Below are 24,607 nucleotides of genomic sequence, written 5' to 3'. Positions count from 1 at the left end.
GCTCCGGGCAGTTCGCGTTGCGCTCACGTTAGGTTGCTTTGTCGCAGATGCAACCCGCTTGTATGACTACCGTTTCAGAGATACGCATTGGCCCATGACAGTGACGACCACCGCAACCCCGGACAACAGACAGGCCAAACGCAACGTCGCCGTTTTGGTAGCGGCGCAAGCCATGTTGGGGTCACAGATGCCGATGATCTTCATTGTCGGCGGGCTTGCGGGACAGTCGTTGGCGACAAATGCCTGTTTGGCCACCCTTCCCATCTCGCTGATTGTGTTGGGGTCAATGCTGGCGGCCACGCCTATTTCGGCAATCATGCAGCGTTGGGGGCGGCGCGCAGGCTTTCTGGTCGGTGCCACCGCGGGCGCCTGTGGAGGGCTCGTTGGTGCGTATGGGTTGTATCTGGGCTCGTTCCCGATCTTCCTGCTGGGCAGCCTGTTGACAGGCATCTACATGAGCGCGCACGGCTTTTATCGCTTTGCCGCCGCGGACACAGCATCGGACGCGTTCCGCCCCAAGGCGATCTCTTATGTCATGGCGGGCGGCTTGGCTGCGGCCATTATCGGGCCGCAGATTGTCAAGCTGACCTCAACCGCTTATGTGATCCCGTTCCTCGGAACATATTTGGCAGTGATTGCGCTGAATGTCTTCGGTTCGGCGCTTTTCTTTTTCCTCGACATCCCAACGCCCAAGAAACCCACAGAGGATGCACCCAAAGGGCGGACTCGGCTTGAAATGCTCAAGACCCCGCGCATCGCGGTGGCCATTATCTGCGCCATGGTGTCTTACGCGCTGATGAACCTTGTGATGACCTCGACCCCATTGGCGGTTGTAGGCTGCGGCTTCAGCGCCAATGATGCCGCCGATGTCGTCACCACTCATGTTCTGGCGATGTATGTGCCGAGTTTTTTCACCGGCCAGCTCATCGCCCGCTTTGGGGTTGAGAAAATCGTAGCCCTTGGTCTGGCCATTCTGGCGGGCGCGGGCGTGGTTGCTCTGCAAGGCGTCGAGTTGGGCAATTTCTTCCTTGCCCTGATCTTGCTGGGGATCGGATGGAACTTCGGCTTTATCGGCGCGACCACAATGCTGGCAGCCTCGCATGACGTGAATGAGCGCGGACGGATGCAGGGTCTGAACGACCTGCTGGTGTTTGGCGGCGTAACCCTTGCGTCGCTGGCGTCGGGCGGGTTGATGAACTGCTCGGGCGGGTCGGCAGTCGAGGGCTGGACGGCGGTTAACCTCGCCATGATCCCGCTTCTGACACTGGCAGGCGGTGCATTGTTGTGGCTGGTCCTGAAACCGTCCGAGGCGGAAACCGTCTAAAACCTACCAACGCCCGCTGGCCATGGTCCACATCAGCGACAGCCTGCGGCGGATTTCACCCTGCGCCAAATCCCCAGCCGCCACGCGATCCGGTCGAGCGACGGCCTGCCTCAGAACCCACTCAGCCTGCCACCCGGCAAAAAGCGCGGGCCGGGCGTCTGCTGAGACTGAGGGCGCATTTGAGCGCGCCTGCTGAAGCCGATCCAGAGCTTTCTGCGCCAGCGTCCGCACGCCATCGGGCGTGCCATCCAGCAAAGGAATACGGCCCCGAGCCTCAAGATCAGGGATCGCCCGCAGCCAGTTTGCCACACCGACACCATAGCCAACGTCCCGCAGGACGGCCTCATCCGCAGCACCCAACACCTGTGCTGACGCAACCATCAGAGACCCGGCCGAGTGGTTGATATAGGCGTCGAAATGCGCCTCATCCTCAAACGGATCGCGGTAAATATCCCAACGCCTTACGGCCACATACTCATCCAGCATGGCGGCCAGATGCGGCGACAGAACCTGTGACAGAGGCGTCACAACCTCGTGCCGGCGCACGGGCTTACCCTCGGCAATTTCCTGCAGCGCATCACGCCACCATTGCAACCGCATCTCGGCGATCATCGCCTCTTGCGTAACCCAAGGCGCACGCGCAACTTCGACATTCAGCGCATACAGCGGAAACAACAACGGTCGCACCGGAACGGGCGCCGCCATCACCGCCATGAACCGATCTGGGTCGGCACGGTGCACCAAATCCGCGCAGGCTTTGACGTCGTCGTCGAATTCCACGGTCACTCGGCCACCGCTGTCTGCGATCTGCAATCGCGCACCAGCTTCCACTGGATCGCATCCAGCAGTGCCTCGAACGAAGCATCGACTATGTTAGCGCTGACGCCCACAGTCGACCACCGCCGCCCCTGTCCGTCTTCACTGTCGATGATGACGCGGGTCACAGCCTCGGTTCCGCCTTGAGTGATACGCACCTTGAAGTCGACCAATCGCATATCAGCCAGAACCTGCGAATACTGCCCCAGATCCTTCGCAAGCGCCTTGGCCAGCGCGTTCACCGGCCCCCGGTCACTGCCATCCTCGTCCAGTGATTCACTGACCGACAGCTTCTTTTCCCCGTCGACCTTCACGACAACCACAGCCTCGGACAGGCTGACCATCTTGTTGTACTTATTCTTGCGCCGCTCGACGGTGACCTTATAGCGCTTGACCTCGAAGAACTCGGGCAGTTGCCCCAATTCATCCCGCGCCAGCAGTTCGAAACTCGCCTGCGCAGTGTCATAGGAATAGCCTTCGGCCTCACGCTGCTTGATCCGGTCCAGAATACGCCCCAGCGCCGGGTCGTTTTTCTCGACGACCAGACCGGCCTCGGTCAGCCGTTTACGCAGGTTTGACTGCCCCGCCTGGTTCGACATGGGAATGATCCGCGCGTTCCCGACCGCGCCCGGCTCGACATGCTCATAGGTCGACGGGTCCTTGAGGATCGCACTAGCGTGCAGCCCTGCCTTATGGGCAAAGGCGGACGCCCCCACATAGGCCGATTGCTTGCTGGGCACGCGGTTCAGAATGTCGTCCAACATCCGACTGATGCGCGTCAGACCATTTAGCGCCTGCAAGCTGACACCTGAGTCAAAGTCCGATGCATAGGGCTCTTTCAACAACAGTGTCGGGATCAGCGCCGTCAGGTTGGCGTTGCCGCAACGTTCCCCCAACCCGTTCAGCGTGCCTTGAATCTGCCGCGCACCGGCATCGACGGCGGCCAGAGAACAGGCCACCGCGTTCTCGGTATCGTTGTGGGTGTGAATACCCAACCGATCTCCCGGCAATCCCGCGGCGATCACTTCGGACACGATCCGAGAAACCTCAGCCGGCAGCGCGCCTCCATTTGTGTCACACAGAACGACCCAGCGCGCCCCGGCTTCCAGAGCGGCGCGGCACACCTCAACCGCATATCCGGGATTATCCTTGTAGCCGTCAAAGAAATGCTCGGCATCAAACAGCGCCTCGCGCCCCTGTGCCACGATATGCGCGACCGAAGCGCGGACGTTCTCGACATTCTCCTCCAACGTGATCCCCAGCGCATGGGTGACGTGGTAGTCATGCGACTTGCCGACCAGACAGACAGCCTGAGTCCCTGCATTCATCACAGCAGCCAAAACATCGTCATTCTCAGCGGATCGGCCCGATCTTTTGGTCATGCCAAACGCCGTCAGCCGGGCCGACGTCTTGGGTGCAACTTCGAAAAACGCGCTGTCCGTCGGGTTTGCTCCGGGCCATCCACCTTCAATATAATCCACGCCCAACTCGTCCAAAGCCTGCGCGATCTGAACTTTCTCAGCGGTCGAGAATTGGACGCCCTGCGTTTGCTGCCCATCTCGCAGGGTCGTGTCGTAGAGGTAGAGGCGTTCATTTTTCATGGCTCGCTCCCGCTGGCCCAGAGTATTCCGTAACATTTGCCCAAAACGCCAGCGGCGTTTCAAACCCCTTCCAGTTTTGCGGCATCGAAGCCCGCACCCGGCACCAGTTCGACACCTTCCTTGCTCATGCGAACTTCCAGGCCAGCGGCCAGGTATGCGGCCTTCAGGCGATCTACTTCCGAGAAGTCCTTGCTCTGCATTGCAACGGCCCGCGCGTCTGACAACCGGTCCGCATGTGCCGACAGGTCCACCGAATCCGTATCCGCCCACGCGCCCATCTCATCAGACAGAAGACCCAACAACTGTGCAGACGCCAGCAAACCTGCCGCATTCCCATCGGCAGCCAGACGGTAAAGCTCGGCCAAAGCGCCCGCCGTGTTCAAATCGTCACTCAGCGCGGCAACGACTGCGGGCGCCGCGCTGGCGGCGGGCTCGATGCCCGCTGTCAGCGCCCGCCATTTGCGTAGCGTCGTCTCGGCCTCGCGTGCCTTTTTCTCGGTCCAGTCCATTGGCTTACGGTAATGGGTCTGCAAGAAGACAAAACGGATCACCTCGCCCGGCACGCCCTGTTCCAACAGATCGTGCACAGTGAAGAAATTGCCCAGCGATTTGGACATCTTCTTGCCCTCAACCTGCAGCATCTCATTGTGCAGCCAGACCCTTGCAAACTCCCCTTCCGGGTGCGCGCAGCAGCTCTGTGCGATCTCGTTTTCATGGTGCGGGAACATCAGGTCATTGCCGCCGCCGTGGATGTCAAAGCTGTCGCCCAGCAGCTCATAGCTCATGGCCGAGCATTCGATATGCCACCCCGGACGCCCACGGCCCCAAGGGCTGTCCCAGCCGGGCAGTTCATCGGTCGAGGGTTTCCACAGCACGAAATCCATAGGATTCTTCTTGTAAGGTGCAACCTCCACCCGCGCGCCCGCGATCATGTCATCAACGGACCGACCGGATAGGGCACCGTATTTCTGTTTCCAGCTGTCCACAGCAAACAGAACATGCCCCTCGGCTGCATAGGCGTGGCCCTTGTCGATCAAACCTTCGATCATCGCGATCATCTGCTCGATATATTGCGTGGCGCGCGGCATCTCATTCGGCTCCAGTGCCCCAAGCGCGCCCATGTCGTGCAGATACCAACCGATGGTCTCGTCCGAACGCTCCTGCACCAACTGCTCCAACGTGCCTGCAGCCCCAGCCTGCTGCCGGGCAAGCGCCGTCGCGTTAATCTTGTCATCAACGTCGGTGAAGTTGCGCACATAGGTCACGTGATCTGCGCCATAAGTGTGTCGCAGCAACCGATAGAGAACATCGAACACCACAACGGGCCGCGCATTGCCCAGATGCGCGCGATCATAGACCGTGGGTCCGCAGACATACATCCGCACATTGTCGGCGCTGATCGGAACGAAATCCTCTTTCGTCCGCGTCCGTGTGTTGTGCAGTTTGATTGTCGTCATCGGTCGGCTCCTAAAGACAGCGTGGCTTCTCGCGTTGGCGCGGGCTTAGCAACTTGTCTCAGGGATGAAAACGAAAGAAACCGGCCCGCTTGATAAATCAGCAGGTAATGCAGCAGATAATGATGCAGGTCATCCGGTTCATGCTTTTCCCCTAACACGCTGAACGCACGACGCCAAGTCTTGAGTTCTGCTTCAGTGCATCGCACGCTGCCCGACATGAGCCGCGAAACCGTAAACGCCCTGTGCCGAATTCTTCCCGGTGCCGAACTGTCCGACCCGTGGGGTGGCGGTCATGACGCCTGGAAGATTGGCGGCAAGATGTTCGCCTGCATAGGAACAGCAAATGATGGTGTGTCCGTCAAAACCCCGGATATCGAAACTGCACAGATGCTGATCGACGCAGGGATCGGAGTAAAAGCCCCTTATTTCCACCGCAGTTGGATCCGACTTCCCTTTGATTGCGACGAAGGCGAGCTGCGCCACAGATTGGCGGCCTCATATGACTTGGTCCGGGCGTCGTTGACCAAGAAAGTTCAGGCCTCCCTGCCGCCGCGAAGCTGATTGACAAACAATGGCCGCTCTGGCCCTGTCGGCGAAACTGACAAGACGGGAGCAGGCCATGAAGCTGTCGCAGCGTATTACTCATCTGACCGAAGGCGGCAGTGACGGTTGGGACGTGTTCTATCGAGCCCGACAGATGATCAGCGACGGATATGCCGTGACCGAGCTGACCATAGGCGAACATGACATCCGCACCGATGCGTCGATTCTTGAGGCGATGGACCTGTCTGCCCGGCAAGGCCACACCGGCTATGCCATGGTTCCCGGCACCGATCTGCTGCGTGACACCGTGGCCGCCCGACTGCAAGCCCGGACCGGAGTACCTACCACGCGCCACAATGTGCTGATCACGCCCGGCGGCCAATCGGCCCTGTTTGCCGCACACGTCGCGGTGTGTGATCCCAGCGATGTGGGGCTGTATCTTGATCCGTATTATGCCACCTACCCCGGTACGATCCGCGGTGCCGGGGCCGTGGCCCGGTCGATCCAGACCACCGCCGAGGACGCATTCCAGCCCCGCGCCGAGCAGATCGAAGCCGCCGCCGACGGAGCAGTATCCTTACTCGTCAACACGCCGAACAACCCAACCGGTGTTGTGTATTCTCGCCAGACCCTCGACGGGATCGCCGAGGTTTGCCACCGGCGTGACCTCTGGCTGATCTCGGACGAGGTCTATGACTCGCAGGTCTGGGAGGGAGAGCACATCTCGCCCCGGACTCTGCCGGGCATGGCTGAACGCACGCTGGTTGTAGGTTCGATGTCGAAATCCCACGCGATGACCGGGTCGCGCTGTGGCTGGATCGTTGGCCCCGAAGAGGTGATCTCGCATCTGATCAACCTCGCCACGCACACAACCTACGGTGTTCCGGGGTTTATTCAGGACGCTGCCAGTTTCGCGCTGAACGCAGGTAACGACCTGGAAGAACAGATCGCCGAACCCTTCCGCCGCCGCCGCGCGCTGGCGGTTGGTATCCTTGCAGCACAGAACACCCTCGGGCTGGTTCCGGCGCAGGGGGCGATGTACCTGATGCTGGATATCCGCGCCACCGGCCTCAGCGGGAACGGATTCGCAAACGCCCTACTGGATGCACACGCAATCGCAGTGATGCCAGGAGAGAGTTTCGGGGACGCAGCCGCAGGTCATATCCGCGTAGCGATGACGATTGACGACGATAGATTCGCGACCGCTCTGTCCACAATATGCACATTTGCGTCTGAATTCGCGGAACGGCACGCCGCTGTCAGCTGAGACTTTTTAGAACCGGAACGATGTACGCAGATTAAACACGTTCGAGTCCAACCCGCCATCGGTTCGGGTGACATCGTCAAAGTTCTGTCGCAACGCCTCGCCGCTTATCACAAGACGGTCGTTGATGGGATAAGCCACACCGATTCCGTAGACGGCGGCCGTATCGTTATCGACCGAAGCATCCAACCGGGCCGCACCGACCACTACATAGCCGAGCGCACCGCCAAAGTCATAACCGCCACGCAGCTTCAGCATAGTCATACCATCAAGGCTGCCTTCACCGTCGCCGAGATCAAGCGACAGGCGATTGTATTCCAGTTCTCCGCCCAGAACAAAATTTCCAAAGTCTCGATCATAGCCAATATGAGGGCCAAAAACTGTATCATCGCCGCTCGACCCGTTCGGGCCGTCGGCGTCTGCATATCCAAAACTGAAACCGGCATAAGCCCCGGTCCAATCCTCAGCCATTGCGGGGGCTGCGTTGCTCGCCACCAAAATGAGACTGAGGGCCTTAAGGGCTTTCATTAAACTCTCCTAAAGAACCTTTTGCCGGGACTTTGGTCTTTGGATCAACGTCACTTAGAAACCTGGCCCGCAATCGTTAAGATTCAATTGAGTTCACGAGCCACTCTTAAATAAGTGAAGGAACTATAACAGATTTCTGCCTTAGCGGTTAAAATTCTTTTAAAATGAACCGATCGCCGTGACACATGCATCACGCTTCGCTTTTGACCTCTCAGGTCGCAAACAGGACAGAAAGCCTCTGCGCACCACGGAATACTGATGTTCGATACGTGAGGACAGATGCAAAACGACGTTTGGAAAATTCGGCTGGTCAGCCGCACCATCGGTGCGGATCGTGGTCGTGCGGCGCGGGGGCGGCCAAATAAGGCGTAAGAACACCCTCACTTCTGACGCCTTTACTATTGGATTCTGACCCATGAACGATCAAACCCGTACCTCTTCCCGCAGCGGCGGACGCGCCGCGCGTCGTGCTGCGCGCGCCACAGCACTCCCCGAGCATCTGCGCCCCATCCGCCCCGGCATGGAGGGCGGCGTCCTCAATGTTCTGACCCAAGCGCAAATCGAACGGATCCACGAAGCAGCGCTGACCGCGTTGGAAACCATCGGTCTGGCCGATGCGCCGCAAAGCGGTATCCACTATCTGGTCGGCGCGGGGTGCACTTTGGGTGACGATGGGCGGATCCGGTTCCCGCGCGCTCTGGTCGAGGACACCATCGCCAAAGCAAACCGTTCGGTCACTCTGTACAGCCGGGATGGCAAAACCGATCTGGAACTCTCCGGCGCCAAAGTTCACTACGGCACGGCGGGTGCAGCCGTCAGCATGGTCGACGTTCAAAAAAACGAATACAGGGATTCCACCGTACAAGATCTGCACGACGCGTCCCGAATCTGCGAACAGCTTGAAAACATTCACTTTGTTCAGCGCCCGATGGTCTGCCGTGACATCCCCGACAACTTGGAAATGGATCTGAATACGATCTACGCCTGCTGTTCGGGCACATTCAAACATATCGGTACATCCTTCACCGAACCCAGCCACGTCGCCCCTGCGCTCGAGATGATCTACACGATCGCCGGTGGTGAGGAAAAATACCGAGAGCGCCCGTTCATTTCGAACTCAAACTGCTTTGTCGTGCCGCCGATGAAATTCGCCACCGAAAGCTGCGAAGTGATGGAACTTTGCATCAAGGGCGGAATGCCCGTGCTGCTGCTTTCGGCTGGGATGGCCGGTGCAACGGCGCCCTCGACCATCGCCGGCGCGATCACCCAGGCCACGGCAGAGTGTCTGGCCGGTCTGGTTTACGTAAACGCTGTAAGCCCCGGAGCTCCTGCAATTTTTGGCACTTGGCCCTTTGGTCTGGACCTGCGTACCGGTGCGATGTCGATCGGGTCCGGCGAACAGGCATTGCTAACTGCTGGCTGCGCGCAGATGCACCGATACTATAACCTGCCGGGCGGTGCCGCCGCCGGAGCATCGGACTCGAAGATGCCCGACATGCAGGCCGGATGGGAGCAGATGTGCTCAAACGTCATGGCCGGGCTTTCGGGAGTAAACATGGTGTACGAAGCGGCGGGTATGCACGCCTCATTGCTGGGTTTCTGCTTTGAAAGCCTGATCCTCAGCGACGACCTAATCGGTCAGGCGCAGCGCTGTGTGCGTGGGATTGAAGTGACCGACGAGACGCTGGCGCTGGATCAGATCGCCGAGGTTTGCATGGGCGGGCCAGGCCACTATCTGGGAACCGACGCAACGCTAAGTCGGATGCAGGCGGATTACGTCTATCCAACTTTTGGTGACCGAACCTCGCCCAAGGAATGGGCAGAGCTTGATAAACCAGACCTGATTGAAAAAGCGATAAAGCGCAAAGAAGAGATCCTGTCTGCCCCGTCTCCGGCGCAGTTCGATCCGCTTCTGGATGCCGAAATTCGCGACAAGTTCAACATCCACCTTGCAAAATAAGATGCTGTAAAAGCGGCCAGATTTTCTCTGGCCGCTTTCTAATTCAGGGTTAGCCGTCAGTTGCTGGCAACAAGCCTGCTTCCTGCGCTACTGCGATCTCGGCCTCATCCAACGCGCCGTCGCCGTTGGCGTCCATCGCCGAGAAGCTGTCTGCGTCAACATCAGGCAGAACAGCCTGCACTTCTTCGATCGTCAATACTCCGTCGCCGTTGGCGTCAGCTGAAGATTGCGCGACGGTCAGCGTCGGCAAACCAAGTGCGAGAACAGAGATAGCGGTAAGAATTTGCGGTTTCATTGTGATGCCTCCTGATTGAGTTTTTGCGTATTTCGTCCGGACAGCATCAGAAACACCGCAACGGGATAGTGTGTCACTGGCATCGGTAATTGTTTCCGTTTTCGCGCCAATCTCCGCGTGTTTGCCAGAGTCGCGTCTGCGGTCAGCCGCCGGAAAAAACACCAAGGCCCAGGTTCGGCGGGTCTTGCCCGACGGAACCTGCACAATCCGGCAAAGCTCTGCTCAAATTCCAGTTGAGCCCTATAAAAAAGAAAGGGGGCCGAAGCCCCCTGTCAGTTTCGCCTTCCAGGCTCATTTCGTTGACCGCCCGGTGTTTTTTTGCCTGCGGCCTGGACTGCGCATGGGACGAGCGCACCCGTCCCGTGAAAGAGTGGGAAAGAGCAAATATTCCGCCCCACCCTGTTCCCGACCGACACGGGCATGTCGGCCGAGTGGAACAAGGCATCGAAGGTAAGTCTTAGCGCCTTGCTCCGTATTCGTCGGGGCCGGTTACTTGGGCAGCGTTCCGACCCCTGCGCCCCGGGTTGCCGGGGCGGTTGACTTAGCTACACCCGCTGGTTGCGCCGCAGGTGTTGCATTTCATGCAGGTGCCGTTGCGCACCAACGTGTAGTTTCCGCATTCACCACAGGGATCGCCCTCATAGCCCTGCATCTTGGCTTTAGTCCGCGCATCCATGCCAGTTGCGACTGCGGTTTCAGCTGCAGGCGCTTCAAAGGTGGGCGCGGTTTCGGCCATGCCATTCACCTCGGCCTGACCGCCATTGAAGACCACCAGATCTTGGGGCAGACGTTTGCGGAGATATCCGGTCGAGCTGATTTGCTTCAGTACTTCCAAGGATTTGGAGGCCGCACTTTCGCTGATTTCCGAGACATTCGACAGACCGTCTTCTTCGCCGCGGCCCAAATCATCGAAGGTTGCGCCTTCGGGCTTCACGTGCGCCAGATCGGTGCGGTCCAGATAGGACACGGCCAGTTCGCGGAAGATGTAGTCCAAGATCGACGTTGCGTTCTTGATCGAGTCGTTGCCCTGCACCATCCCTGCTGGTTCGAATTTGGTGAAGGTGAAGGCATCCACGAACTCTTCCAGTGGTACGCCGTATTGCAGGCCAACCGACACGGCGATGGCAAAGTTGTTCATCATCGCACGGAAGCCAGCACCTTCCTTGTGCATATCGATGAAGATCTCGCCGAGTTTACCGTCTTCGAACTCACCGGTTCGCAGGTAAACCTTGTGCCCGCCCACGATCGCCTTCTGGGTATAACCCTTGCGGCGATGCGGCAGTTTCTCGCGATGGCTGCGGATCATCTCTTTGACCACAACCTTCTCGATTACCTTTTCGGCCAGAACGACGGCTTTCTCCTGTGCTGATCCGCTTTCCAGCACTTCAGCCGCCTCGTCATCATCCTCGACCAGCGCCGCGGCCAGCGGCTGCGACAGTTTCGAGCCGTCACGATACAGTGCGTTGGCTTTCACACCCAGCGACCACGACAGTTCATATGCCTTCTGACAATCTTCAATGGTCGCGTCATTCGGCATGTTGATCGTTTTTGAGATCGCGCCCGAGATGAAGCTCTGCGCTGCCGCCATCATGGTGATGTGGCTATCAACCCCAAGGAAACGCTTGCCTTTCTTGCCGCACGGGTTGGCGCAGTCGAAAATCGAATAGTGCTCTTCCTTCAGGTGCGGCGCGCCTTCCAGCGTCATGGTTCCGCAAACGTGGTCGTTCGCAGCGTCGATATCTGCCTTGGTAAAGCCAAGGTGGCGCAGCAGATCAAAGGTCGGGTCATTCAGCTTGGTCGCCGGAATACCCAGAACACCGGTGCAGAAGTCCTCGCCCAGGGTCCACTGGTTGAAGACGAACCGGATGTCGAAGGCGCTTTCCAGCGCGGCATCCACTTTGGCCAGTTCATTGGGGCCAAAGCCATGTCCTGTCAGCGAGGTGTGGTTAATCCCCGGCGCGTTGCCGATAGTACCGTGACCAACCGCGTAGCCGACGATCTCTTCGATCTGGGACGAGGAATAGCCCAGCTTTTCCAGCGCTGAGGGCACCGAGCGGTTGATGATCTTAAAGTAACCGCCACCGGCCAGCTTCTTGAACTTGACCAGTGCAAAGTCAGGCTCGATCCCTGTGGTGTCGCAATCCATCACCAGACCGATGGTTCCGGTGGGCGCAATTACAGTCGCCTGCGCGTTGCGGTAACCGTTCTTCTCGCCGAGGCTCAACGCCTCATCCCAGGCCGACATAGCCAGATCGATCAGACGCTTGTCCGGGCAGTTGCCATGGTCCAGAGGTACTGGCTTCACCGCCAGCTTCTCGTAACCGTCGGTCACGCCTTGCGATGCGCGGCGGTGGTTGCGGATTACACGCAACATGTGATCGGCGTTGCGCTCATATCCCTTGAACGGGCCAAGCTCTCCGGCGATTTCGGCCGAGGTCGCATAAGCCACGCCCGTCATGATCGCGGTCAGCGCGCCACAGATTGCCCGGCCCTCATCCGAGTCATAGCTGTGGCCCATATTCATCAGCAGCCCACCGATATTGGCGTATCCCAGACCCAAAGTACGGAAGTCGTAAGACAGTTGCGCGATTTCCTTCGACGGGAACTGCGCCATGGTCACCGAGACTTCCAGCGTCAGGGTCCACAGACGCGACGCGTGCATGTAGTCGGCTGCCTGGAACTCACCATCCTTGAGGAACGTCAGCAGGTTCATCGACGCCAGGTTACAGGCCGTGTCGTCCAGGAACATGTATTCCGAGCACGGGTTCGAGCCGCGAATTTCACCATCCTTGGGGCATGTATGCCATTCGTTGACCGTGTCGTGGAACTGGATGCCCGGATCGGCACAGGCCCAAGCGGCGTGCCCAACTTTTTCCCATAGGTCGCGCGCTTTGACGGTCTTGGCGACCTTACCATCGGTGCGATTGATCAGCTCCCAATCAGCGTCCTTCTCGACCGCAGTCAGGAACGCATTGGTCACGCGGATCGAGTTGTTCGAGTTCTGGCCCGAAACCGAGCTATAGGCTTCCGAATCCCAGTCCGTATCGTAGGTCGGGAATTCGATGCTGTCGTGGCCCTGCTTGGCGTAGTCCAGCACGCGCTTGATGTAAGTTTCTGGGATCGCAACCTTTTTGGCTTCGCGAACCGCTTTCTTCAGGCTGTCATTCTTATTGGGATCATACGCATCGTCCTGCGCGCCGTCCCATGAGCGGATGGCCTCGAAAATGCCGTTCAGCATCTTCTCGTGCATCTTCGATCCGGCAACGATCGAGGCCACCTTCTGCTCTTCGATCACCTTCCATTCGATGAATTTCTCGATGTCCGGGTGATCTGCATCGACGATCACCATCTTTGCTGCTCGACGGGTTGTCCCGCCTGATTTGATCGCGCCAGCGGCGCGGTCGCCGATCTTGAGAAAGCCCATAAGCCCCGAGGATTTGCCGCCACCTGACAGCGCCTCGCCTTCTGCACGCAGATGGCTGAAGTTGGTCCCGGTGCCCGAACCGTATTTGAACAGGCGCGCCTCGCGCACCCACAGATCCATGATGCCGCCTTCGTTCACCAGATCATCATCGACGGACTGGATAAAGCACGCGTGCGGCTGCGGATGTTCGTAAGCAGATTTCGATTTGGTCAGCTTACCCGTTTTATGGTCGACATAGTGGTGACCCTGCGCCGGTCCATCGATCCCGTATGCCCAGTGCAGACCGGTGTTGAACCACTGCGGGCTGTTTGGCGCGGCGCGCTGGGTCGCCAGCATATAGCGCATCTCGTCAAAGTATGCGCGCGCGTCTTCCTCGGTCGAGAAATAGCCGCCTTTCCAGCCCCAGTAGGCCCAGGCACCTGCCAGACGATCAAAGACCTGCTTGGACGAGGTCTCACCACCGAACTCAGCACCCTCAGCCGGAACCGAGCGCCACAGGAATTCGGGAACGTCCTTTTCCTTCACCTTCTTCAGTGCCGAAGGAACACCAGCCTTGCGGAAGTACTTCTGCGCGATGACGTCGCTGGCCACTTGGCTCCATTTTGCAGGAACTTCGATTTCGTCGAGGCGAAAAACGATGGTGCCGTCCGGGTTCCGAATCTCGGAGGTCGCAGAGACGAAGTCCAGATCTGCGTATGCGTCTTGCCCCGATTTGGTGAATTTTCTGTCAATCTTCATGTCCGCAGCCCTAGATTCAAACAACTTGTCCGTTGGCGTCAGGAGCATTTTCAGCGTTCCGTCAGCCGTGCCAGAAATTTTGGACGCAAACGACCTGGCGCTGTCTTTAACAGCGCGAAACCGTTCATACGGTTGCACGTTTAATAGATGTGCTTTCCGACCCTCGCCCTATGCCTTGTTCCGGTTATTCTACCAGATTTAGTGGCATCCCTTTCGGCCTATACAACTTGGCGTATTCGGCCATAGATCGTCAATGTCCTTTTTCAGTCATTTTTGAAATCTTTTATGTTGACCCAAAAGTTTCGAGCGCCCGTTCGTTCACGGATCGCGATTCCTCCACAGGTTCATCCACTGGCCTCGCCCCGCAACCTGAAAACCGCCTAACAAAATTAACTGTGTTTCCCGGCACAGTTACCGGCATTTGATAAACCAGCCCTAAGGTAGATAGGCTAAACTAGAATCAGAATACCGCCCGTCGGTGGGGTGGTCAGAATTCACGACGAAAAAAACAACTTACCGAGAGGGTCAGATCCGATGTTGGTGTTTCGCTTGCTTCCCATATTGGCGCTGATCGTGGCCTGTACACCACAAGATATGCCCCCTCCGACGCGTAGCGCACAGTTCGACACCTACCCAGAACGGCTCTTTGAAACGTTCGAAACACAGTGTGCCGGCCCTGGCGAGCAGTTCGAGAAAACTGGGAATCGGGTTTATGAGTGCTCCGAGTTTCTTCCGCCAGACACGACTGCGTTTCTGATTCTTAACTATGATGGGTATCCGCAGGATCTGCCCAAAAGTGTCATGCGTATGACAACGACCAAGAATACGACGGGTTACCGAGTGGATGCCGAGCTGTTCTTTAATGTGCCCCAAAAGAAAGGCCCCGCGGTAAACGTACCTGTGGAAAGCAAAGCCCTGGATCAGGCGCTTGGCGCCCTATTCCAGACGATGGGTGGTTCACCATTGTAGAGAAAAGAAGTGGTCGGGGCGGCAGGATTCGAACCTACGACCCCCTGTACCCAAAACAGGTGCGCTACCAGACTGCGCCACGCCCCGGACCGTGCGCCTTCCTAACGATGCCGTTCTGATTTGAAAAGCCCTAACAGGGCCAAATTGCAGGGCCCTGCGAAAAAATTTCGTGCTGCATCTGCGTTCCCGGAGTTATCAGGTAGCGGGCGGCCAGCCCGGCATTGATTTCCAAGACCGCAAAAACCGAATCGCCGCCCTCGATCTGGGTCTCGTCGCCGGGAATCGCGTTTTCATGCACACGGGTCACGACCCCGGTGCGATCAAGAAAAATGATATCCAAAGGAATCAGAGTGTTCTTCATCCAAAACGCAACTCGTTGCGGCGGATCGAAGACGAACAGCATCCCCGAGCGCTGCGGAAGCGACTCGCGGAACATCAGGCCGCGTGCCCTGTCCTGTGGGCTGACAGCCAATTCGACATTGAAGTTTATCTGCGTTTTGTCGTTGCGCAGCCCGACACGATCATCGCGGCACGCGGCCAGAACATCTCCGGTCCACAGCATTGTTATACTTGCAAGAACCGCGAAAAGTCTGGTCATGGAAAATCAGTCGTCCAATGCGGCTTCCCAGGCGAGAACCTGAGCCGCCATACGCCCGCGTTTGCCATCTATGACGCGCATCGCCAAGGCCTCACCCGGTTGCAGATCAGCAAGGCCGGACCGGCGCAGCACTTCGATATGCAGGAATACATCTTCGTTTCGGCCGAAGACATTGGCAAACCCAAAGCCTTTACCCTTGTCGAACCATTTCACCCGCGCAGCCTCTAGCGGCGCTTCGGCTATCACCACCGGATCAAGCTCGGCAAAGTCCGCCAACATCATCGAGTCGGTCCGCGCAGGCGGGTCGACACTGATAACTTCGACCGCCTGAACACCGCGGTCGGTGCGGTGCGTCATAATCTCGATTCCAGCACCGTCAGCGACAGAGCTTTGACCGAAATTGCGCAACACGTTCACGTGCAACAGAATATCCGGACCGCCTTCATCGGACACAACGAATCCGTACCCTTTGGCCGGGTCGAACCACTTCACGTGTCCACGGACGCGGTACATGTTGTTCAGATCGTCTGGCACGGCTTTCCTATCGCGAATTTTTGCACTTCGTTAAGGGTTCGATGTGTATGGGAATGACGCGCAAATTCAAGCTGAAAAAATCCTTTGTTTCCTGCGTGTTGCATTTCACGATACGCGAACGTCATGGATTCAACCTCTGCACTTCCCATGCCGAGCCCACCTGATCCCGGCGCCATTGGAACCTGTCATGCAGCCTGAACGCTCCATCGGCCCAAAACTCGATCTCGGTCGGCACCAGCCTGTACCCTCCCCAAAATGGCGGTCGCGGAGGGTTTGGCCCCAATTTCGCGGTCACCTTTGCAACCTCTGCCATAAGTGCGGATCGGCTGCTGAGGGGCTGAGATTGCTTTGAGGCCCAGGCCCCTAGGCGACTCTTTAATGAGCGGGACGCATAGTACTCATCGGCTTGCGGCCCGCTTTCCCGGGTGATTATACCACGAACCCGGATTTGCCGCCGCAAAGATTTCCAGTGCATGACAAATGCCGCCTTGCCCGCCGACTCAAGCTCGGCCGCCTTGGCGCTTTCGTAATTAGTGTAAAAAACGAAGGCATCGGATTCGATCTCTTTCAACAGCACCATGCGTACATTGGGCATGCCATCCGGGTCCACTGTCGCCAACGCTATTGCGTTGGGATCATTCAATTCGCTGTCTTTGGCCTCGCTCAACCACCGCTCCGAAATTTCAAACGGATCGGTGCCAGCGAAAATGCCACCACGCTCGGTCATTTCCATCCCCCGGAAACTTTTGTTAACTACCCTAGGGCGAGAACCTGCTGTGGGCAAGAGTTCGCGGCCTTGAAGCAGGGCATCCAATGGCATAAACCAACTCAACATGACGCGAAGACAGGCGGAGAACCGAACATGTCAAATCAGTTGATGGCCGGAAAACGCGGCCTCATCATGGGACTGGCCAATGATAAATCGATCGCATGGGGAATTGCCCGCGCTTTATCCGAAGCCGGAGCCGAACTTGCCTTTTCCTATCAGGGTGATGCTCTGAAAAAGCGGGTTGATCCGCTGGCAGCACAACTGGGCAGCGAAATCGTCCTGCCCTGCGATGTAAGCGATGAGGCGTCGATTGATGCGCTGTTCTCTTCGCTGGAAGAGAAATGGGGCAAGCTGGACTTTATCGTTCATGCCATCGGCTTTTCCGACAAGAACGAACTGCGCGGTCGCTACGTCGATACCAGCCGCGCAAATTTCAAGCTAACCATGGATGTGTCGGTATATTCTTTCACCGCTGTAATGCAGCGTGCGGAAAAGATGATGTCCGAAGGCAGCAGCGCCGTTACCCTGACCTACTACGGCGCCGAACAGGTCATGCCGCACTACAACGTAATGGGTGTCGCTAAAGCCGCACTGGAAGCGTCGGTCAAATACCTGGCTGAGGATCTGGGTAAGGACGGTATCCGCGTCAACTCGATCTCGGCCGGTCCGATCAAAACGCTGGCCGCCAGTGGCATCGGTGACTTCCGCTACATCATGAAGTGGAACGAGTATAACTCGCCCCTGCGCCGTAACGTGACCATTGATGACGTGGGCAAGTCGGCGTTGTATTTGCTGTCCGATCTCAGCAGCGGCGTTACCGGTGAAAATCTGCACGTTGACTCGGGTTATCATATCGTCGGCATGAAGGCCGTCGACGCCCCGGACGTTGAAAAGGGTTAAGAAAAATGAGCGCCAAAGACCGCCTGCCCCACGAGAAAGGGTTTCACATCAGCTGGGACCAAATTCACCGCGACTCGCGCGCTTTGGCGTGGCGCTTGGACGGGCAAGGCCCAGATGGCGGCGCATGGCGCGCCGTTGTCGCCATCACCCGCGGCGGCATGGCCCCCGCGATGATCGTCAGCCGCGAGCTGGACATCCGTACCGTCGACACGGTCAGTGTGCGCTCCTATCACCATCAGGCGCAGGGCGAAGCCGAAGTGCTGAAGGCCCCCGACGCCGATCTGATGGGTGATGGCGAGGGCGTTCTGATCATCGACGATCTGGTCGACAGCGGCAAAACGCTGGAATTGGTGCGCGCGATGTATCCCAAGGCGCATTTCGCCACTGTTTACGCCAAGCCCAAGGGCCGCCCGATGGTGGACACGTTCATCACCGAGGTTAGTCAGGATACGTGGATCTTTTTCCCGTGGGATATGGCCCTGCAATATGTCGAGCCCTATCGCGGTACCGACTGACCCCATACTAAACACTCAGGACCACGCATGACCCGGACACGCACCGCCGCTACCTTTGCCCCTCCGGTGATGGAGGCGCGGCGTTGGCTGGAGGGCGTGGTCTTTCCCGAAGACCGGCCTCTGATCAATGTCAGTCAGGCCGCGCCGGTCGATCCGCCGCCTTTGGCGTTGCGCCAGGCCATGGCCGAGTTTGCCGTAACCGAGGACAGCGCCCATCTGTACGGGCCGGTTCTGGGCAATCCCGAACTGCGCACAGAACTGGCATCCCAGATTAGCCTGCATTATGCTGCCGAGGTCGCGTCTGAGCAGGTCGCAATCACTTCAGGCTGCAATCAGGCGTTTGCGGCAACGATCTCGGCAATCACCGATGAAGGGGACGAGGTCATCCTGCCAACCCCTTGGTATTTCAACCACAAAATGTGGCTGGATATGGAAGGTGTTCGGGCAATCGCGTTGGCAACCGATGATGATCTGCTGCCCGACCCCGATGCGGCCCGCGCCTTGATCACCGACAAGACCCGCGCCATCGCTTTGGTCACGCCGAACAATCCGGGCGGAGTGGAGTACCCGGCGGATTTGGTGCGTGCCTTCTATGACCTTGCGCGCGAAACGGGCATTAGGCTGTTGGTTGATGAGACCTATCGCGACTTCGACAGCCGAAGCGGCCCGCCACATGATCTGTTCAGTCAACCGGGCTGGCCGGATACGCTGGTCCACCTCTATTCCTTTTCCAAGGCCTATCGCCTGACCGGCCACCGCGTCGGCGCAATCGCAACGGGTTCGGACCTTCTGGCGGAAATCGAGAAATTCTTGGACACGGTGGCAATCTGCCCCAGCCAGATCGGCCAGTTCGCAGCGCTCTGGGGTATGAAGAACCTGTCGCAATGGGTGGCTGGAGAACGCGATGAAATCCTAGACCGCCGAGCGGCTATTCAAGAAGAACTACCCCGCCTGACCGACAAGGGCTGGCGCCTGCTAGGGCTGGGTGCCTATTTCGCGTATTTCGAGCATCCCTTCGACATCCCTTCGGACGAACTGGCACGCCGTCTGGTGCCCGAGGCCGGTATCCTGCTGCTGCCCGGAACAATGTTCATGCCCGCCGACGATCCGGCTGGAAAGCGTCAGGTTCGCGTTGCGTTTGCCAATCTCGACCGTGCCGGAATCACGCAATTGTTCGACCGGCTGCAGGCCCTGTCCTTCTGAGCTTGCCCCCCGGCTGCGCGCATCGTATTCAGGGCCGCAACCGACAGGGCAGTAACTTGCCACATCAATAAGAGGGCACCATGGCCGCAGGCATGAAAAACCTATCGAAGACCTTTGTCTGGATTCTCATGGGCCTATTGATGCTGGGCCTCGCTGGCTTTGGCGCAACTAGTCTGACCGGCACTGTGCGCACCGTTGCACAGGTGGGGAACGAAGAGGTTTCGATCAACGAATATGTCCGAGAGCTGCAGCGCGAAATCCGCGCAGTCGAAAGCCAGACCGGCCAGCCCCTGCAAATGTCGCAGGCGCATGAGTTCGGTCTGGACCAACTGGCCCTGTCGCGTCTGACAGCTCTGGCCGCGCTGGATAACGAAGTTGGTGAGCTGGGCATTTCCATCGGCGATGAGAACCTGCAAAAGGAAATCGTTGCCATTCCTGCTTTTCAGGGTGTCAACGGCACGTTTGACCGCGAAGCCTATCAATTCCAGTTGGAACAGGCTGGCATGACAGATACCGAGTTCGAATCGGATCTGCGTAAGGAATCCTCGCGCACTATCGTGCAGAATGCGGTGGTAAGCGGGGTTGAGATGCCTTCGGTCCTGACGCAAGTCCTGACCGACTATGTTGGCGCCCGCCGCAGCTTTACCGTGGCCACTGTGGGGCCGGATGCGTTGGACGCTCCTGTCCCTGCGCCGACGGATGAACAGGTTCAGGCCTACTATGATGAAAACACGGATCAGTTCACCCTGCCCCGCACCAAGCAACTGACCTATGCGATCCTGTCACCGGAAATGCTGCTGGACAGTGTCGAGGTTGATGAGGACTCGGTGCGGCGCCTTTATGATCAACGCGCCTCGGAGTTCCACCAGCCAGAGCGCCGTCTGGTCGAACGCCTGACCTATCCCAGCGAGGAGGCCGCGCAAACTGCGATGGCTCAGCTTGAGGTCGGCGGCAGCACTTTTGAACAGCTTGTGCGCGACCGTCAGCTGGAACTCAGCGATATCGACCTAGGTGACGTGACCCGCGAAGACCTTGGCGAAGCGGCCGATGCCATCTTTGCCGCCGATCTGGACACAGTCGTTGGCCCTCTGCCGTCGACCTTTGGTCCTGCGCTGTTTCGTATCAATGGCTCGCTTGCGGAAAACAATACCTCTTTCGAAGACGCCGCCCCAGCCCTTCGCGAGGAACTGGCCGCCGACCGTGCCCGCCGTCAGATCGAGGCGCAGGCCGAAGATATCAATGACTTGCTGGCCGGTGGCGCCACTTTGGAAGAGCTGACTTCTGAGACCGAGATGGAACTGGGTCAAATCGATTGGACGCGCCAAAGCGACGATGGCGTTGCCGCCTATGATGGGTTCCGTACCGCCGCAGAGGCCGTGAACGAGGGTGATTTCCCCGAGGTTGCGTTCCTCGAGGACGGCTCAATCTTTGCCCTGCGCCTAAACGAAGTTCTGCCCCAACGCCCCGAACCGCTGGAGACAGCGCGTGAGCGCGTAGTGGCAGCATGGACGCAGGCCGAAACAAACAAGGCACTGGAAGAACAGGCCAACGCTGTTCTGGAGCAGTTGAAAGCAGATGGTGATTTCACCACCACCGGTCTGCCCTTCCGCGTTGAAAACGCCCTGACCCGCACCGCGTTCCTGGAAGATGTGCCTGCAGAATTCATGGTACAGGTGTTCGAAATGGAACCCGGCGAGCTGCGAACCGTTGCCGGAGATGGTTCCGCGTTCATCGTCCGTCTGGAAGAACTGTTGGCGCCTGCCGAGACCGACGAGCTGCGTCAGGCTCAGGCCGCACTTGAAGCTCAGCTGAACCAAGCGCTGGCCCAGAACATCTTTGACGCTTATGTGCGCGACGCGCAGGCCCGCGCCCGCCCGGTGATCGATCAGCGTGCGCTGAACGCCGTGCAGTCAAGCTATTAAAAGAGACCGAATATGGCCCTGACCCCCGAGTTTGACAGCTTCGCCCGCGCCTATGAGGCTGGCGAAAATCAGGTCGTCTATACCCGTCTGGCTGCTGATCTGGACACGCCCGTGTCCCTGATGCTCAAGCTGACGGGCGCGCAGAAAGACGCGTTCATGCTGGAATCCGTGACCGGTGGAGAAATCCGCGGGCGTTATTCCATCATCGGCATGAAGCCCGACCTGATCTGGCGGTGTCGCGAGGAAACCTCGGAACTGAACCGTACGGCCCGCTTCGATGCTGAGGCGTTCGACGCGCAGGATGGCAATCCTATGGATAACCTACGTGCGCTGCTTGCGGAAAGTCGGATTGAACTGCCCGACGACCTGCCGCAAGCCGCAGCGGGGCTGTTTGGCTATCTGGGCTATGACATGGTGCGGTTGGTGGAATACCTGCCGGACGTGAACCCTGACCCGCTGGGCCTGCCCGATGCAATCATGCTACGCCCGTCGGTGATCGCTGTTCTGGACGGCGTAAAGGGAGAGGTCACGGTTGTGTCCCCCGCATGGGTGGCCGAGGGGCAATCGGCCAAAGCAGCCTATGCGCAGGCGGCCGAGCGTGTGATGGATGCCGTGCGGGATCTTGAACGCGCCATGCCCGCCGAAACGCGCGATCTGGGCGATGCCTCCGAGGTTGCACCGCCGGTGTCGAACTTTACCAAGTCCGGCTATATGGAAGCGGTTGAAAAGGCCAAAGAATACATCCGTGCGGGCGACATCTTTCAGGTGGTTCCAGCGCAACGCTGGACGCAGGATTTCCCGCAACCGCCCTTTGCTCTGTACCGGTCTCTGCGTCGCACCAATCCGTCGCCCTTCATGTTCTATTTCAACTTCGGTGGTTTCCAAGTCGTGGGCGCAAGTCCAGAGATTTTGGTGCGCGTCTTTGGCGATGAGGTCACGATCCGTCCGATCGCTGGTACACGCCCCCGGGGCGCGACGCCCGAAGAAGACAAGGCCAACGAGGCCGATCTGCTAGCCGACAAGAAAGAGCTGGCCGAGCACCTGATGCTACTGGATCTGGGCCGCAACGATACCGGCCGTGTGGCCAAGATCGGAACCGTACGCCCGACTGAAGAGTTCATCATCGAACGCTACAGCCACGTGATGCACATCGTCTCGAACGTGGTCGGAGAGCTGGCCGAAGACAAAGACTCGCTGGATGCGTTCTTTGCCGGGATGCCTGCAGGCACCGTCTCGGGTGCACCAAAAGTTCGCGCGATGGAGATAATTGACGAACTGGAGCCGGAAAAGCGCGGCGTCTATGGCGGTGGCGTCGGCTATTTCAGCGCCGGTGGTGACATGGATATGTGCATCGCTCTGCGAACGGCCATCGTGAAGGATCACAAGCTTTATATTCAAGCTGGTGGCGGTGTCGTTTACGACAGTGACCCCGAAGCAGAATATATGGAGACCGTTCACAAATCGAACGCGATCCGTCGCGCAGCGGCCGATGCCGCCCGGTTTACCGGTTCAGGTAACTCGTAAATAAAAAAACGGCCGGCCTTATGGGCCAGCCGTTTCTTCTGTTCAGGCTCTACTGAACTTCTTTCATCATCACGGCGGAAATCGGGGCCATTGCAACGCGGTTGCCCCGATCCTCAAGCCCCCATAGCAACAAGGCCGAGATCGTGTCAGGACGCAAACGGCCCAGCATCACGACAGTGCCTTCCTGCCCGGCGCGGAACGCAGCCTGATCCAGGAAACGGCGCATGATCTTGGGGTCCTGACGCGCACCATCGATATCGCGGAAAATCACCCCGGACGGCACACCGTTTCGCGCCGCCAACTTTTGGACAGTATTCAGGCCATTATCCTGTGTGATCAAACCACGACCGGTTCCTGCCGCGATCGCAGCCACCTGGTCGGCCAGTTTGCGGTTGCCCTGAATGCCCGAGTCCACGCCCTCAAGAATACCCACTGTTTCAGGCAACTCGTCGAGCCATACGGCCAGCGAAACCTCGGCATCCTGCGCACTGGCGGCTTCGGGAAGATCGGCCATGGCCAGAACTTCGAAACCAGCCTCGCGGTGCCTGTTCATCTTTTCAGCTGCTTCCGGATCAGAGGGGCTGACCGCAAAAGTCAGCGGATAGGGAAAATCCTGTAGAGCTTCGGCGCCATAGGCCCCCTCATCATCGATCAGGATGATAGACATCAGAGGCTTGGCCTCCGGATTGTCAAAATCGGCCGCGTAGGCCTCAATCGGTTTGCCCGGAATGATCACAGTTGTGGCGTTTTCGGTAGCCTCAGTGGCATCGTCGCGTTCGGTCAGGGGCACAATACGTCTGCCAACGCTAGGGGCTGCGGCGGCGGCACCTTCTACTCCGATCTGAGGAACGGACGCAATCCGGGGCAGATCACGCGGTGCGGTATCTTCGTCACCTTCGACCGCAATCGGGCTGTTCTCAAATGGGTTTTCATCCGCGTCCGGCGCGGCTTCAACCACTTCGGGTTCAGCTTCCGGTGCGACCTCAGGAACGACGGATTCGGCTTCGGGTGCAACTTCCGGTTCCGGTTGGGGTTCAACCTCGGCAACTTCAGGTTCAGGCTGCCGTTCAACCTCGGCGATTTCGGGTTCCGGCTTGGTTGCAACTTCGGGTTCCGGTTGCGCCTCAACTTCAGCAACTTCCGGCTCTGGCTCAGTTTCGATGGCCTCAGGTTGGAGAGCGGTCTCCGCAACTTCGGGCTGTGCCTCAACCTCGACAATTGGTTCGGGCTGGGCTTCAGGCGCGTCCAGCGACACTTCGGGCAAGGCCTCGGCGTCTGGCGATCCCTGCACCGACGGCGGGGCTTGCGGCGCGACCGGTGCCTCGGCCGTGACGGAAACTGGGGCCGAGGGCGCGGTGACCGGCTCATCAACCTGTGCGACAGGCTCTTTCACTTGTGGCTGGGCCTCGGGCTCAACCTCAACATCCGACAATTCGGCCAAAGTATCGGTCTGATCGAAGCTAGATTCGGGTTCGGATGGCGCCAGATCCAACAGATCGGCATCACCAACGGTGTCAGTTGCCTCAGCCGTGGTTTCGGGAACCTCTGCCGCCTCCGGTTCCGGAGCGGTCACCGCCACTTCCGGTTTTTTCGTCAGTGGCGTGTTCAGAGACAGCACGGCCCCCAACACTAAAACAACGATCGTTCCCACGATCATCCCGCCGACAAATCCGCCCATAACAATTGCCTCTCGTCCTGGTCCTGCTTCGATCGCATGTTCGCC

The 24,607-nt window shown here is 58.5% G+C and carries 20 protein-coding genes and 1 tRNA gene; 10 read left to right on the top strand and 11 right to left on the bottom strand.

Features of this window, described 5'->3' with window-relative positions:
* The first annotated feature begins 94 nt into the window (after positions 1 to 94).
* Positions 95 to 1,324 carry an MFS transporter gene (locus ACXAGD_RS06985; RefSeq protein WP_475209258.1) on the top strand — a complete coding sequence of 410 codons (1,230 nt, stop codon included), beginning with the start codon at positions 95 to 97 and terminating at the stop codon, positions 1,322 to 1,324.
* 3 nt (positions 1,325 to 1,327) lie between these two features.
* Here ACXAGD_RS06985 and ACXAGD_RS06980 read toward each other — a convergent pair whose 3' ends face one another.
* Genes ACXAGD_RS06980 through cysS form a run of 3 tightly spaced genes read right to left on the bottom strand, consistent with a single transcriptional unit; the run spans position 1,328 to position 5,198 of the window.
* Positions 1,328 to 2,104: a phytoene/squalene synthase family protein gene (locus ACXAGD_RS06980; RefSeq protein ID WP_475212525.1), complete on the bottom strand. Its 777-nt coding sequence runs from the start codon at positions 2,102 to 2,104 to the stop codon at positions 1,328 to 1,330.
* Positions 2,105 to 2,106: 2 nt separating this feature from the next.
* Positions 2,107 to 3,741, bottom strand: a complete 1,635-nt coding sequence (gene cimA / locus ACXAGD_RS06975) for a citramalate synthase (RefSeq protein ID WP_475209257.1) — start codon at positions 3,739 to 3,741, stop codon at positions 2,107 to 2,109.
* A gap of 59 nt (positions 3,742 to 3,800) precedes the next feature.
* Positions 3,801 to 5,198, bottom strand: coding sequence for a cysteine--tRNA ligase (cysS, locus tag ACXAGD_RS06970; protein WP_475209256.1), 1,398 nt, complete (start codon positions 5,196 to 5,198; stop codon positions 3,801 to 3,803).
* A gap of 216 nt (positions 5,199 to 5,414) precedes the next feature.
* Here cysS and ACXAGD_RS06965 point away from each other — a divergent pair, with 216 nt between their 5' ends.
* Both ACXAGD_RS06965 and ACXAGD_RS06960 read left to right on the top strand, forming a co-directional pair.
* The gene (locus ACXAGD_RS06965) at positions 5,415 to 5,759 is read left to right on the top strand and encodes an MmcQ/YjbR family DNA-binding protein (RefSeq protein ID WP_475212523.1); all 345 of its coding nucleotides are present in this window, start codon (positions 5,415 to 5,417) and stop codon (positions 5,757 to 5,759) included.
* A gap of 58 nt (positions 5,760 to 5,817) precedes the next feature.
* Entirely contained in the window at positions 5,818 to 7,008 is a 1,191-nt protein-coding gene (locus tag ACXAGD_RS06960) for a pyridoxal phosphate-dependent aminotransferase (RefSeq protein ID WP_475212521.1), read from the top strand.
* A 6-nt stretch (positions 7,009 to 7,014) separates the two neighbouring features.
* On the opposite strand, the gene ACXAGD_RS06955 is transcribed toward ACXAGD_RS06960, so the two are convergent.
* Positions 7,015 to 7,533, bottom strand: a complete 519-nt coding sequence (locus ACXAGD_RS06955) for an outer membrane protein (protein WP_475209255.1) — start codon at positions 7,531 to 7,533, stop codon at positions 7,015 to 7,017.
* A 415-nt stretch (positions 7,534 to 7,948) separates the two neighbouring features.
* On the opposite strand from ACXAGD_RS06955, the gene ACXAGD_RS06950 reads away from it, so the two are divergent.
* On the top strand, positions 7,949 to 9,493 hold the full coding sequence (locus ACXAGD_RS06950; protein WP_475209254.1) for a trimethylamine methyltransferase family protein: 1,545 nt from the start codon (positions 7,949 to 7,951) through the stop codon (positions 9,491 to 9,493).
* Between the two features lie 49 nt (positions 9,494 to 9,542).
* On the opposite strand, the gene ACXAGD_RS06945 is transcribed toward ACXAGD_RS06950, so the two are convergent.
* A complete protein-coding gene (locus ACXAGD_RS06945; protein ID WP_475209253.1) occupies positions 9,543 to 9,788 on the bottom strand; it encodes an EF-hand domain-containing protein in 246 nt (81 codons plus the stop codon).
* A 541-nt stretch (positions 9,789 to 10,329) separates the two neighbouring features.
* Complete coding sequence (locus ACXAGD_RS06940) at positions 10,330 to 13,950, bottom strand: vitamin B12-dependent ribonucleotide reductase (protein ID WP_475209252.1); 3,621 nt, start codon at positions 13,948 to 13,950, stop codon at positions 10,330 to 10,332.
* Between the two features lie 534 nt (positions 13,951 to 14,484).
* Here ACXAGD_RS06940 and ACXAGD_RS06935 point away from each other — a divergent pair.
* On the top strand, positions 14,485 to 14,919 hold the full coding sequence (locus ACXAGD_RS06935; protein WP_475209251.1) for a hypothetical protein: 435 nt from the start codon (positions 14,485 to 14,487) through the stop codon (positions 14,917 to 14,919).
* Positions 14,920 to 14,929: 10 nt separating this feature from the next.
* On the opposite strand, the gene ACXAGD_RS06930 is transcribed toward ACXAGD_RS06935, so the two are convergent.
* The 4 genes from ACXAGD_RS06930 to pdxH all read right to left on the bottom strand — a co-directional run bounded on the left by ACXAGD_RS06930 (position 14,930) and on the right by pdxH (position 16,778).
* Positions 14,930 to 15,006, bottom strand: a tRNA-Pro gene (locus ACXAGD_RS06930).
* A gap of 43 nt (positions 15,007 to 15,049) precedes the next feature.
* The gene (locus ACXAGD_RS06925) at positions 15,050 to 15,517 is read right to left on the bottom strand and encodes a DUF192 domain-containing protein (RefSeq protein WP_475209250.1); all 468 of its coding nucleotides are present in this window, start codon (positions 15,515 to 15,517) and stop codon (positions 15,050 to 15,052) included.
* Between the two features lie 6 nt (positions 15,518 to 15,523).
* Positions 15,524 to 16,030 (bottom strand): cold-shock protein, encoded by a 507-nt coding sequence (locus tag ACXAGD_RS06920; protein ID WP_174822655.1) that lies wholly within the window; start codon positions 16,028 to 16,030, stop codon positions 15,524 to 15,526.
* A gap of 142 nt (positions 16,031 to 16,172) precedes the next feature.
* A complete protein-coding gene (pdxH, locus tag ACXAGD_RS06915; RefSeq protein WP_475209249.1) occupies positions 16,173 to 16,778 on the bottom strand; it encodes a pyridoxamine 5'-phosphate oxidase in 606 nt (201 codons plus the stop codon).
* 135 nt (positions 16,779 to 16,913) lie between these two features.
* Here pdxH and fabI point away from each other — a divergent pair, with 135 nt between their 5' ends.
* The 5 genes from fabI (at position 16,914) to trpE (ending at position 22,884) form a co-directional block, all read left to right on the top strand.
* Complete coding sequence (gene fabI, locus ACXAGD_RS06910) at positions 16,914 to 17,720, top strand: enoyl-ACP reductase FabI (protein WP_170325040.1); 807 nt, start codon at positions 16,914 to 16,916, stop codon at positions 17,718 to 17,720.
* Positions 17,721 to 17,725: 5 nt separating this feature from the next.
* A complete protein-coding gene (gene gpt, locus ACXAGD_RS06905; RefSeq protein ID WP_475209248.1) occupies positions 17,726 to 18,235 on the top strand; it encodes a xanthine phosphoribosyltransferase in 510 nt (169 codons plus the stop codon).
* A 27-nt stretch (positions 18,236 to 18,262) separates the two neighbouring features.
* Positions 18,263 to 19,438: an aminotransferase gene (locus ACXAGD_RS06900; RefSeq protein WP_475209247.1), complete on the top strand. Its 1,176-nt coding sequence runs from the start codon at positions 18,263 to 18,265 to the stop codon at positions 19,436 to 19,438.
* Positions 19,439 to 19,518: 80 nt separating this feature from the next.
* Positions 19,519 to 21,360, top strand: a complete 1,842-nt coding sequence (locus tag ACXAGD_RS06895; RefSeq protein WP_475209246.1) for a peptidyl-prolyl cis-trans isomerase — start codon at positions 19,519 to 19,521, stop codon at positions 21,358 to 21,360.
* A gap of 12 nt (positions 21,361 to 21,372) precedes the next feature.
* On the top strand, positions 21,373 to 22,884 hold the full coding sequence (gene trpE, locus ACXAGD_RS06890) for an anthranilate synthase component I (protein ID WP_475209245.1): 1,512 nt from the start codon (positions 21,373 to 21,375) through the stop codon (positions 22,882 to 22,884).
* 49 nt (positions 22,885 to 22,933) lie between these two features.
* Here trpE and ACXAGD_RS06885 read toward each other — a convergent pair whose 3' ends face one another.
* Entirely contained in the window at positions 22,934 to 24,562 is a 1,629-nt protein-coding gene (locus tag ACXAGD_RS06885; protein ID WP_475209244.1) for a divergent polysaccharide deacetylase family protein, read from the bottom strand.
* Positions 24,563 to 24,607: the final 45 nt, after the last annotated feature.

The organism is Ruegeria sp. ABF4_144 (assembly GCF_056160045.1).
This window is presented reverse-complemented; position numbering and strand designations above follow the sequence as displayed.